Source organism: Thermolongibacillus altinsuensis, assembly GCF_004341205.1.
Classification (GTDB): domain Bacteria; phylum Bacillota; class Bacilli; order Bacillales; family Anoxybacillaceae; genus Thermolongibacillus; species Thermolongibacillus altinsuensis.
In genome coordinates, this window is sequence record NZ_SLUL01000003.1 from 165,776 (window position 1) to 178,211 (window position 12,436).

Below are 12,436 nucleotides of genomic sequence, written 5' to 3' on the forward strand. Positions count from 1 at the left end.
AGGGGGATGGTGTACAATGATTCGTACATATAAAGAAGCTGTTGATTGGATTCATAGTCGTTTAACGTTAGGGATGAAACCGGGATTAAAGCGCATGGAGTGGATGATGGAAAAATTGGATCATCCAGAGCGTCGCATTAAAGCAATTCATGTAGGCGGAACAAACGGAAAAGGTTCGACCGTTTGCTATTTGCGCAATATTTTACAGCAAGCAGGTTATTCGGTCGGCACATTTACATCGCCATATGTTGAGCAATTTAACGAACGCATCAGCATTAACGGCAAACCGATTAGCGACGTTGAAATTATGAAGCTCGTTCAAGTGATCAAACCGCTTGCCGAAGAATTAGAACAAACGGAATTAGGCGGACCAACCGAGTTTGAAGTCATTACCGCCATGGCGCTTTATTACTTCGGCAAAATGAACATTCAAGATGTCGTCCTTTTTGAAGTCGGTCTTGGCGGCAGACTGGATTCAACCAATGTCATTTATCCGTTGCTTTCTTTGATTACAAACGTTGGTTTTGATCATACACATATATTAGGAGATACATTAGAGCAAATCGCATTTGAAAAAGCTGGGATTATCAAAGCAGGTGTTCCGGTCATTACGGCTGTCGATCAAAAAGAAGCGCTTGACGTCATTTATGAACGTGCGAAATCGTTGAAAGCAAAAGTGTATGAATTAAACAATCATTTTACAATTACACATCATGAAGCGACAGAAAACGGCGAACAGTTTTCGCTGCAAACGCCATTTGCACTATATCGCGATTTATCCATTTCCATGCTTGGAGCGCATCAAGTAAAAAATGCGGCATTAGCTGTCATGGCGGCTGATTATTTGCGCACGTACTATTCATTCATTATCGAAGAACAACATATACGTGAGGGAGTGCGGCAAGCACAATGGATCGGACGCTTTGAAAAAATATCGAAACGGCCGCCGATCATCCTGGATGGGGCGCACAATATGGAAGGAATCGAAAGCCTCGTTCAAACGATTCAAACGCATTATCCAAACAAAAGCGTTCATGTTTTATTTAGTGCGCTGCGCGATAAACCGCTCAAGCCAATGATTGAAGCGCTTGCGAATATTGCTGAAACGATTACGTTTACATCGTTTGACTTCCCGCGCGCAGCAACAGCGGAAGAGCTGGCCGAACAATGTAATCACCATGCCAAACAATGTGTAGACGATTGGAAACAATGGATAAAACAAAAGCGAAAAACGGCAAAAAACGATGATTTAATCGTCATTACAGGCTCGCTTTATTTCATATCAGATGTGCGAAAGTTTTTAAAAATGAATACCTTTGTAGGAAAAATTGCTGATATAATAAAAGAAAAATAGGTCTTTGGAAAGGGGGAGAGGTGGGTGAAAAGGACGGGAAAAGTTTTAAAACTAGCTACTGTAGTATTATTTATGATCGGTTTTCTCTTTGTTGATGCGCGAGTTGCATGGGGAGAAGATAAAAAAGATGGAGGTATTACGACGGTTACAGAAAGTCAAATTGAAGGTTGGGCAACAGCGCCTGGCGAAGGAGATGGAAAAGGAAACACCATTACTTCTTTTGACGTGAAGATTAGCATAAAAGGAAATAGCAATTCAACGGTCCGTTTCCGTACAAACGCCGTCGAAGTACCTGCAGATAAAAACGGACAAAAAAAATATACGTTTTCTCTCGACATGACCGGAAAATGGCCGCAGACGAGTGAGGAGAATGTCACATACGAAATTATCGTCGATGCGTATCGAACATTAGGAAATGGAAAAGAAGACCTTTATTTTTCGTTCCCATCTACTCCATATGAGTATGTATTGGCTCATAAACCCTCATTAGATTTTGATGTGTCGTTTTCACAGCCTGAATATGCCAAACCGCCTAATGGTGATGCGCAAGGAAGATTGGACATCACATTAATCCCTCAAGGAAGAATCGACAGCATTGTCCGCCCGCCGATTGATGTGGTGTTTGTTTTTGACGTATCAGGTTCGATGGGTGAATCAAAATTTAAATTTCAAAGCGCTAAACAAGCACTTAAATCAGCAGTAGACTATTTTAAAGCGAATGCCAATCCGAATGACCGATTTGCCCTTGTTCCTTTTTCAACTAGCGTTAAAGATGTTGTGAAGTTTCCTACTGGAACATATGATGTTCAACGGCATTTAGACGAGATTGCGGAAAAAGTGGATGATCTTCGAGCTAATGGCGGAACAAACTATACGCAAGCGTTGCAAGAAGCGCAATTGTTTTTTAACGATCCAACCCGTAAAAAATATATTATCTTTTTAACGGATGGAAAGCCGACGGTTTCGAAAGCGAAGGAGTCGGTTACGTATGAAGTTTGTGAAGGAATATTGTGGTGGAAAGAATGTAATGAAAAAACAGAGGATTTAGATGTTGAATATATACTATATTCTGATGGAAAAACAGTGGATCGAACGGTTTACTATCCAAGTGGGAAACAAACAACGACATATCGTAGTTCTACAACTTACAAAAATTTCGAAGAAAAAATTCGTACCCATGGAATTAACGTTGCAAAAGATCTTGGCATGAACAATATTATGCTTTACTCCATCGGCTTTGGCAATAACCAAGAAGTCGATATGGATTATTTAGAAAAATTATCTTCGATGACGGGTGGAATAGCCAAGCAAGGAACGACACAAAACTTGACTGAGATTTTTCAACAGTTTTCAAAATTGGCTACGGATCCAATGTTAAGCGGAACCGTAAAAATTCCGTTAAAAGCGTTTAACGGAAACGTACAAATTGTCGAAAATGAAAACGTTTGGCTTGATGAGAAAAAAGAAAACGCGTATATTTCGTTTACTATTCCGTATAAAGTAGGACAAGGAACTCCTCCACCTGTAAACATTTCCATTCCTGTCTTATTTAAAGAAAAAGGAACATATACGTTTGATGTGGAATTAACGTATCGCGATGTGTACGGAGTGTTGCAACCAACCATAACAAAATCAGCAACGGTTGTCGTGAAAGATGAAGTGCCGCCGGCGTTTGAAGGAAGTGTTCGTTTACAAGGAATTTCAAGGGATGTTCATGACTTAATCAAATTCGGAAACAGCAACAGCGACTCCAATCAGTTTAAGGCGCAATATTCATTAACAGCGGTTGGATATGTAGGTAAAGGTGTTTCAGGGAACTTAAACAATATTAAAATCATTCAACCTCTTCCTGAAGGGATTACGGTTATTCCTTCATCTAATGTAACGGTTTATAGCGATAACGGTGTCACCTATGCGGAAATCGCGTTTCCAAACACGACGATTGATTATACGCAATTAAATAGCAAAACTCTTACAGCGGATTTGACCTTGCAGGCAAATTGGGCGATGGAAGGGGTGCAGTTGCCGAAAGCGACCGTTTCTTTTACAGATAGCAAACACGGTTCACGCACCTCGACGTTGCCAGTGGCTCCGCAACTCATTAGCATGAAAGTACGTCTATTGGAATTCCCTGATATTTATTATGAAGGAGATAGTCGCGGACTTGTTTCTAAATGGCAATCTGCTGAAGAAAGTACGAATTTACTTGCGACGACGAAGCATCCGAATGACTATGGTCTGCTGATGTTGCCGATCAAATCGCTCGAATTTAAGCCAAATAGTCAGGATTTGATTATTGTCGTGACGTATAAAAACGATCAAGTTGTTGAATTGAATTTAACTCCTCAATTGGGTATTTTTACAGAAAATGGTCAAGGAGTGGCGAGTGGCTCCATCGTCACAGAACCAGTGAAAGTGCGCTTGGTCGGTTTGGTAGCAGGCGAAGGTGTGTCGTATGAGTATCAAGTGGAAAATGAGAAACAACAAGATTCAAGTTGGAAGCCGTTAAATGCTCCTTATGAAATACCGATTACTTTCGATGGCTATTCTGTGATTTCTGTAAAGGCAACAGGCGGCTTTACAAAAGGAGACGGTATTGCAACGGTGTCTTTAACCTACAAGAAGCTCATTAGCCAACTACAACTTGAGTATCAATCAACCATGAATGTAGGGGAAACACAGACGATTTCTGTTGAAATTGTACCGAATGATGCGACGGATCCATCACTTATATGGACATCGAGTGATGAGAGCGTGGCAACCGTCGATCAAGGAAACGTAGTGGCTCTTCGTCCAGGGGTTGTTGATATTACAGTAAAAGCGTTAGATGGAAGTAACGTTACGGCTACAGCAAGAATTACAGTGATCGACCCATTTGTTCCACTTGAATCCATTCGTTTTAAACAACCAGTTTTATATGTAACGATTGGTGAACAAGTGGAACTTGATTCAAAAATCGAATTTATCCCAAGCAACGCCACAAACAAAAATATTAAAACGGTTCAATCAAGCGCGCCTGAGTATGTCGAAGTGCTCTTTAAACACGGAAAATGGTTTGTTCAAGCAAAAGATATCGGTTATGCGACCGTGACGGCGATTGCTGAGCAGAAAGGGAAAGATGATCAAGACATCAAAGACTCCGTCATTGTGGTTGTTCAAGAAAAAAGCACAAATCCAGGAGACAATGGTGGAACAAACCGATGGTAATGAAAAAACCGACATAGGCTTAACTATGTCGGTTTCTTATTCTACTTTGATTTTATCAACAATTAAATCCAGCTTATTTACAAATGGAAGTCCTAGGCCTCGATCGATCCATATCGAGTAATCATGACGAACAACGAAACGAGATTGTTCTTTATTTTCTGATGGAACGAACGAAATGCTGTCACTATGCGCTTCCGCCTCTCCACGATATGCGTTAATGACAAGGCCGGATGTATCTGCATCTGAAACGGTTTCATCTGGATTTCCGCGCGCGAACAACCCGCCTTTAATGTTCACATACGACCCTACTGCATAAAGAACAGCGTTACTATCGGTGTAAAAATATCCTTTAAGGTTTGGTGTATCAAATGAAAAATTGTTTTGAAATTCATTGATCCGGGCAATTTCCAGTGGTCCTTTTGATAATAAAACGACTTGTTTATCATTCCAGCCCGAAATATTTGCATTATAAATGAATGTACGATTAAGAACGTAAATCGTTGAATCAAATTGGACATCACCGCTAATCGTTAAATTGCCGAATACGAGAATATTTCCTCGTATCTTTACTGGTTTGTTTATGCTATTGCCTAAAAATAAATCACCATTGACGATTAGCCACCGATTTTCTAGATCAACTTCTCCGCTCTCAATAAAAAACGATGATATTTCATCTGATTCAAGAAGAATCGACTGATTCGATGGCATTTCTGACAAGCTTGTGAAAAGGGATTGCGTACTATCTAAAACAGTAAAATTGTTTTTTAGTTCATCGAGTAATTGATCACTACTTTTGTTAATATTTGCTTCATACTCTTTACTAAACGTTTCAATTCCTGCCGCGTTTAATAATTTGTCTTTAAATGTCCAATCAAAATCGACATCAATAAATTCATCATATTCTTTTTGTAAAGAAGGGCCTTGATCTTCAAAGGTAACCTCGTTTAAACGGTAGTTAGCCATGATCCGCTCGAAACGATTGTTGGCGGTGCTGTAGCAGCTACCATTTTCATGATTGCAAGCATAGCGATTGCCGCCGACAAATAATACACTCGTTTCGCTTGTCGTCGGAAACGATGTTGGTTCGCTATATTTTTGTGAATTGTAAATGTAGTTGGCGACGTTCGTGACATAAAAATTTTTTTCTGCGTAAATATTTCCGTCAATGTAAGAGCCGCCGTTTAATGTGACATCTTCGCGCGAGCCGATTGCATACTTAAGAAAGCTTGGTGTGTTCGTTATGATGACTTGGCGCGAAACGGTTTTGTTGCCGTATCGTTTGGAAATGACGTAGACGCGTGTAAATAGTTTGTTGCGTTCGATTTTGTTTTCTTTTGTCATATCTTCAATAGAAACACCGTGCCGATCCATAAGATCTTTGATAAATCCAGATTGTGCGCTTCCTAAATCGTTATCTAACTGACTCGGAGTGGATAAATCTAGATTTTCCACTTTTACTTTGAGCTCCGCAATTGTTTCTTCTATAGCTTTGACGGCTTCGTGAAGCGATTCGACGTCTTCTATGCGCACTTGTGTAAATTTAGCTTGATAGATGCTAACGGATAAAATCGTCAAACCAAGAATAAAAAAAATGGTTACGGTCAGTAAAACGAACACTAAGCTATATCCTTTTTCATTCACCAGCATCCCCCCTAGAAACCAAATTCCGTTTTTAATGAAAATGGTTCGATGTATAATAAATCATCTTCGCTGTCGTGATCGCGATCTTGAACGGACAGGACAATGGTGACGATTCCACTGCGACAAACCGTTCCTTCTTTTCTGACACAATCGTAAGACAATGAAGATTTTTCTGGGACGATTTTTAAATTATCAGAGTTGAGTGATTCACCGTTCATCAATATCGTTTCATTTTGTAGTTCAATCGTCAACGTTTGCTCGTTCACTTTTTTTTCTTCAACAAGACCAATGTCTGGATCAATGACTTTTTGTTTATTTTTTATAAATGTGATCCGTTCATTTGTTGAAGAGGCAGTGTCAATGCCGTCGGGAGCGAATCGGTACAGTTCATTCATGATCGTCGCAATGACGTAATCGGCTTCGCTGCGCAGTTGATTTTCAATGCCGATTCGTTTATACGCTTTGATCCCGCTCAAGAATACGCCGTAAGCGGAAGCGAATATGAGCGAAGCAATGGTCAGAGCCGTGAGCAATTCAATGAGCGTCAATCCTTCTTCGTTAACGAATCGTTTCATTGGCAATCACCCCTTCGAGTACCTCAACGTCTTCATCGTTTTCGCCCCAGCGAACGGTGACGTACACCCTTATTAAATAGTTTTGTAATCGTGAATCGCTGTTTTCGCTCGTTTCGCTGTGAATCTTCATTTTTAGTTTTTCAGGAAGCGATAAAGGGGGATTATTTTTCAGCTCTGTCCATTTCTCACCGTTGTAAGGAACGAGCCATACTTGAATGCGATTTTCATCATAGACAACGTTGTTGATTGTTGGGCGAAGAAGTGCACGGCACACAGTCTCGTCATCAAACAATGGTGCATGGCAGCTGGAGGCATCGATTTTGACAAACGGCTCTTTTCTGTTATCCATTTCCGTTTGCATATATTGTTTCACGTTTTCAAAATCGAGACGTTCCATATAGTTTAAAACACCGCGAGCGATGTTGATGGCGACGGTTTTTCCTTGATTATATGTTGTGTATTTCATCGCGTTTGTAAAGAACATAAACATTCCAGTTGTCACAGCAGATAAGATCATGATGGATAACAACACTTCAATTAATGTAAACCCGTGCGTCTGGTTGACAACGGTCCACTTCTTTTTACGCATTTTCTTTCCCCTTCTTTTAAAATACATAACTTTATTATACAATATGTTAGAGTTATCTATCGTTTGAATTTATGGTGAAATATGGTGAAATAGGGGTGAGAGGTTGATTTCGCTTTTATTTATCGCGCTTGCTTTTCTTATTCTGATCCCCGTTCTATTATTTCTGCCGCTAGGTCTAACGCGCCGCGGAGCGTGGACGGTGGCGATTGTGTCGCTGTTGTTTGGTTCATTCGGCTTATTGGCGAAAGCGGTTTTTCCGCTTTGGCAAGTAGCTTTATTGCTGTTTTTATTAACAGCGGCTAGTACATATTTGCTTGACCGTAAACTAGAGCATCTTTTATATGCCACAGCGTTAACGGATGATGAGGAGGAAAAAATGGTGGTGATCGAAGAAGAAGCCGTTGAAGACGAAGAACAAATGGAATGGATAGAAAGCTTAGGATCTTCGGATGAAACATTGCAAAAGGAGACACCGCAAGAAGCGAGTGTTTTGGTTGACGAATCATCGTCCGATGATTATTTAGAAGAACTGGTTCATCGCGATTTGGATGATGCGCTTCAAGCGATTGAAGAGCCAAAAACAGAGCTTCTATCTTTATCTCAAAATTTTGATGAAGGGCTAGAGAAGAAAGAAACGCAAGAAGAGGTTCTGCCTTTGTTTGATGAATTATCTTCAGATGAAGAATGGGACGAGTTGTTTGATCAACCATTAGAAAACGAGTTGGAATCATCGGAGTATGAACAGCTAGAAAAATGGACAGAGCCGGAGAAAACCGATGATGAATTAGAAGAATTGTTCCTAGAGAACGAAACAGAAACATCCGAAGCTGAACTGTTAGCGGCGTGGACAGAGGAAGATTCCTATGAAGAACTAGAAGAATTGACATTAATCGAAGAAGATCCACAAATCGATCTAGAAAATGAACAAACTGAAGAAAAACAAAGTCCGTTACAAAAAGAGTTAATGAAAAATTTAGCCGCTCAATTACAAGCGATGCGGAAATATGTTGATGGCGATGAATATGAGCGACTCATCCGCGAACATTTGCATCCGAACTTGCATGAGCAAGACTATTATACATTTGCAACTCTATTAATTGAACATTACTTAGCTTCACATCAATATGAGAAGCTTTCACAATTATTAATGGAACTTCGAGAAAAATGGACAAGCTATCCGATTCTTCAACAACAAATTGAATTTCTCATTGAATACGTTCAACAAAAAATGGGGTGAAAAAGATGAAGAGTAGCACACAAATAATCGGACTTCCAATTATCAGCATTCAAAACGGTTCACAAGTTGGAAAAGTCAATTCATTAGTCATTAATCCTGAAAAAGGGAGTGTCGATTTCTTAGTCGTTGAACAAGAAGATTGGCAAATTAGCGTAAAAGCGATCCCGTTCCGTAAAATCGTTGGAATCGGTGAATTTGCGGTAACGATTGAAGAAGAAGGTGCAATTATCGATTTAAATGTCATTCCAATTGCCAATGAATTAGTGAATAAAAAAATTGCGATTAAAAACGCGAAAGTTATGACACGAAAAGGGGAATTGCTTGGAGAAGCAATCGAATTTTTCATTGATGAAGAAACAGGAATGATCCTAGGTTTGCAATTGCATGTTGGCGATCGTGAAACGATTTTGCCAGCAAAACAAGTGTTAACATACGGAAAAGACATCATTATTGTTCGTGAAGAAGCTCCTTCTTCCTTTGCGGATGACGTGAATGAGCTAAATCAACTTGAAAAATCAAACGAGGCAGCCGAAAAAGAAAGCCAATCCTCTGCAATGTTGGCGGGTGAACAACCAATCGTTGAGAACGATCAAAAAAGCAACGTTGTTGATGATCAAGAAGATTACGAGATTCAAATGTTAAAAAGAAAGCAAATTGAACTTTTGGCAGGGAAAAAAGTGAAAAAAGACATCATGGATCGAAATGGAAATGTTTTCATTCCAGCAGGCACCGTTTTAACGGCTGAAGATGTCATGCGTGCTCAAGAAGAGGGACCAGGCGTGATTGTCGAGCTTTCCATGCACGTTGAAGAGGAGTAAGGAGGCATTTAGGTGTGAAAAGAAACGCCGCGCTTAAACTCTTTTTCCTCCTAGTTGTTAGCACCGCTTATTTGATTACATTTTCACAAGCGGCTACGTTTGCATATGAATCATTCTTTTTCAACAAAAACGTTTTTCCGAAAGGAACGGTAGTCGGTACGGTAAGCGTTGCTGATCTTTCCAAAGAAGAGGCGATTCAGCGTGTAAGTAAGAAAGTGGCTGATTGGAAACAGTCAGCCGCGATCACCCTTTTATATGATGGAAAAGAGGCCAATGTACCGATCGACTTGTTTTCATTTGCGGTAAAGGAAAGCGTACAACGAGCGGTAAATGGAAAGCGTTCCCCTCTCCTCGTTTCAGTCGATGAAAACGCGTTGCGCTCTGTGCTTGAAAAATTAGCAGGAAATACGTTTTCCGAGTGGCTTGACGAACAAGCGCTTAAGCAACAATTAATAAGCATTGCTGCTTCATTGCAACCTTCCGCTCAACTTGCGCTCATGAGTTATGCAAAAATGGAGCAAAAACAAGAAACTGTCATTTCCAAGGCAATGGTTGCTGTTGGACAACATGAAGCGGAACTGCGTTCATGGCTTTCCCGCCATTCATCGATTACGATTGGCGAAAAACAAATGTTTTCGCTTTTAGATTACATGAAAGAACAAGGAGAAACGATTTCGTCAGATGCATTAACGATTCTTGCTTCAGCGATATATGAAGCGATTTTGCCAACAAATTTTGAAGTGATTGAAAGACATACAAGCACCGCTTTACCTGCGAACATTCGTCCAGGCTTTGAAGCGAGGGTGGAGGAAGGAGAACGGGATTTTATTTTCTTTAACCCAAACGATTCAGCGTATATGTTGCAATTGACAATCGAAGCCAATCAATTAAAAGTGTCGTGCATCGGTTTTCCATTTATTCATAAATATGCGATTAAAGTTGATCCGATCGAATATTATGAACCGAAAACGGTCGCTCAATATAGCGCGATGCTTAAACCGGATGAAAAGCGTGTGAAGCAGGAAGGAAAGCAAGGAATGCTCGTTCGGGTTCACAAAGAGATTTATGATTGGAACAACCAATTGCTTGAAACAGAATTGGTTGCGGAAGATTTTTATCCTCCTGTTCACACCGTTGTAGTGCGCGGTTTAAAAAATGAAATGCCTAATGGAGAAATTTCTCAAGAGGACAAAGAAACAACTTCTCAAACAGAACCAAGTTCACCAGAAAGCCAAGAGAACAAAACAAAACAAAATTCATCAACAAGCGGTTCAAAAGCAAGCGATGAAGACATATGGGGCCATGAACAAGAACAAATGAAAGGGAGCGAGGAAGGCGAGTCGTCGTGAAAAAACAAGAACGAAAACGATTGGGTGATTTGTTAGTTGAAGCAGGGATCATCACGAAAGAACAACTAGAAGAAACGTTAAAAGAAAAAGCGCCGGGGCAAAAGCTCGGCGACGCTCTTCTCCAACGCGGTTACATCACAGAACAGCAGCTTATTGAAGTACTCGAATTTCAACTTGGGATCCCGCACGTTAGTCTGTATCGTTATCCGATTGATCCGAAGCTCATGAGTTTAGTGCCAAAAGAATTTGCGAAGCGCAATATGCTCATTCCGCTGAAAAAAGAAGGCGATCGCCTTCTTGTTGCGATGGCGGATCCAATGGATTTTTTTGCGATTGATGATTTGCGGCTTTCGACGGGCTTTCATATCGAAACGGCGATCGCATCGAAAGACGATATTTTGAGAGCGATTAATAAATATTATGACGTTGACGATTCGATGGAAGAATTTTTAAGTGCCGCACCGACACCGGAAACGGTCGAACAAGAACGTCTAGTGGAAGACGATTCACCAATCGTTCGGCTCGTCAATCAAATTTTACAGATGGCTGTTGAACAGCGAGCGAGCGATATTCACATCGACCCGCAAGAGACAAAAGTTGTGATTCGTTATCGGGTTGACGGTTTGTTGCGGACGGAGCGAGCGTTGCCAAAACATATGCAAGGAATGTTAACGGCGCGCATTAAAATTTTAGCGAACATGGACATTACGGAACATCGCGTTCCGCAAGATGGACGCATTAAAATGAACATCGATTTCCATCCAATCGATTTGCGCGTTTCGACAATCCCAACGATTTATGGCGAAAAAATTGTGATGCGGGTTCTTGACTTAGGAACAGCGCTCAACGATATCAATAAGTTAGGATTTAATAAAATCAATTTACAGCGCTTTATCCAATTAATTGAACAACCGACAGGAATTGTGCTCATTACAGGGCCGACAGGGTCAGGAAAATCATCAACGCTTTATGCGGCGTTAAATCGCTTAAATAGTGAAGAAGTGAACATTATTACGATTGAAGATCCAGTTGAATATCAATTAGAAGGCATTAACCAAATTCAAGTTAATCCAAATGTCGGCATGACATTTGCCGAAGGGTTGCGTGCGATTTTGCGCCAAGACCCGAACATTATTATGGTTGGAGAAATTCGCGATCGCGAAACAGCAGAAGTAGCGATTCGAGCTTCATTAACGGGACATCTCGTGTTAAGTACGCTGCACACAAACGATGCGTTAAGCACGGTTGCGCGGTTAATCGACATGGGCGTTGAGCCGTTTTTAGTGGCGACATCGCTTTCTGGAGTCGTTTCGCAACGGCTCGTTCGCCGCGTTTGCCGCGATTGTCAGCAAGAGCAAGAGCCGACGAAGCGAGAAATTGAAATTTTCGCGCGCCGCGGTTTGAAAATTGAAAAAGTGATGCGCGGCCGCGGGTGCCCAACGTGCAATATGACGGGATATAGAGGGCGAATTGCGCTTCATGAACTGATGGTGATGACCGATGAGATGCGCAAGGTGATTTTAAATGGCGAACCGCTTTCGAAACTACGTGAGCTCGCCATTAAAAATAAAATGATCTTTTTAATTGATGATGGGCTGCTGAAAGTGAAGCAAGGCTTAACGACAACGGAAGAAGTGTTGCGCGTATCCATTTTAAGCTAAGGTGA

The 12,436-nt window shown here is 40.9% G+C and carries 9 protein-coding genes; 6 read left to right on the top strand and 3 right to left on the bottom strand.

The window, feature by feature from the left end; genetic code table 11:
• The first annotated feature begins 16 nt into the window (after positions 1 to 16).
• The gene (locus EDD69_RS03705; protein WP_132947617.1) at positions 17 to 1,354 is read left to right on the top strand and encodes a bifunctional folylpolyglutamate synthase/dihydrofolate synthase; all 1,338 of its coding nucleotides are present in this window, start codon (positions 17 to 19) and stop codon (positions 1,352 to 1,354) included.
• 72 nt (positions 1,355 to 1,426) lie between these two features.
• Positions 1,427 to 4,561 (top strand): VWA domain-containing protein, encoded by a 3,135-nt coding sequence (locus EDD69_RS03710; RefSeq protein WP_132947719.1) that lies wholly within the window; start codon positions 1,427 to 1,429, stop codon positions 4,559 to 4,561.
• Between the two features lie 36 nt (positions 4,562 to 4,597).
• Here EDD69_RS03710 and EDD69_RS03715 read toward each other — a convergent pair whose 3' ends face one another.
• Genes EDD69_RS03715 through EDD69_RS03725 form a run of 3 tightly spaced genes read right to left on the bottom strand, consistent with a single transcriptional unit; the run spans position 4,598 to position 7,366 of the window.
• Positions 4,598 to 6,202, bottom strand: a complete 1,605-nt coding sequence (locus tag EDD69_RS03715; RefSeq protein WP_132947618.1) for a hypothetical protein — start codon at positions 6,200 to 6,202, stop codon at positions 4,598 to 4,600.
• Positions 6,203 to 6,213: 11 nt separating this feature from the next.
• Positions 6,214 to 6,777 (bottom strand): PilW family protein, encoded by a 564-nt coding sequence (locus tag EDD69_RS03720; RefSeq protein ID WP_132947619.1) that lies wholly within the window; start codon positions 6,775 to 6,777, stop codon positions 6,214 to 6,216.
• Complete coding sequence (locus EDD69_RS03725; protein ID WP_132947620.1) at positions 6,761 to 7,366, bottom strand: type IV pilus modification PilV family protein; 606 nt, start codon at positions 7,364 to 7,366, stop codon at positions 6,761 to 6,763. Before EDD69_RS03725 ends, EDD69_RS03720 begins: the two co-directional genes overlap by 17 nt.
• A gap of 103 nt (positions 7,367 to 7,469) precedes the next feature.
• Between EDD69_RS03725 and EDD69_RS03730 the strand changes: the two genes are divergently transcribed.
• The 4 genes from EDD69_RS03730 to EDD69_RS03745 are packed head-to-tail and all read left to right on the top strand — an operon-like array spanning position 7,470 to position 12,431.
• Positions 7,470 to 8,603 carry a hypothetical protein gene (locus EDD69_RS03730; RefSeq protein ID WP_132947621.1) on the top strand — a complete coding sequence of 378 codons (1,134 nt, stop codon included), beginning with the start codon at positions 7,470 to 7,472 and terminating at the stop codon, positions 8,601 to 8,603.
• 5 nt (positions 8,604 to 8,608) lie between these two features.
• A complete protein-coding gene (locus EDD69_RS03735) occupies positions 8,609 to 9,421 on the top strand; it encodes a PRC-barrel domain-containing protein (protein ID WP_132947622.1) in 813 nt (270 codons plus the stop codon).
• A gap of 14 nt (positions 9,422 to 9,435) precedes the next feature.
• On the top strand, positions 9,436 to 10,770 hold the full coding sequence (locus tag EDD69_RS03740) for a VanW family protein (protein ID WP_132947623.1): 1,335 nt from the start codon (positions 9,436 to 9,438) through the stop codon (positions 10,768 to 10,770).
• Complete coding sequence (locus EDD69_RS03745) at positions 10,767 to 12,431, top strand: GspE/PulE family protein (RefSeq protein WP_132947624.1); 1,665 nt, start codon at positions 10,767 to 10,769, stop codon at positions 12,429 to 12,431. The genes EDD69_RS03740 and EDD69_RS03745 overlap by 4 nt, the downstream gene beginning before the upstream one ends.
• The last annotated feature ends 5 nt before the right edge of the window (positions 12,432 to 12,436 follow it).

Coding starts and splice junctions, on each gene's coding strand:
- EDD69_RS03725 (WP_132947620.1), bottom strand. CDS start 7,366: ATGCGTAAAAAGAAGTGGACCGTTGTCAACCAGACGCACGGGTTTACA.
- EDD69_RS03735 (WP_132947622.1), top strand. CDS start 8,609: ATGAAGAGTAGCACACAAATAATCGGACTTCCAATTATCAGCATTCAA.
- EDD69_RS03720 (WP_132947619.1), bottom strand. CDS start 6,777: ATGAAACGATTCGTTAACGAAGAAGGATTGACGCTCATTGAATTGCTC.
- EDD69_RS03705 (WP_132947617.1), top strand. CDS start 17: ATGATTCGTACATATAAAGAAGCTGTTGATTGGATTCATAGTCGTTTA.
- EDD69_RS03710 (WP_132947719.1), top strand. CDS start 1,427: ATGATCGGTTTTCTCTTTGTTGATGCGCGAGTTGCATGGGGAGAAGAT.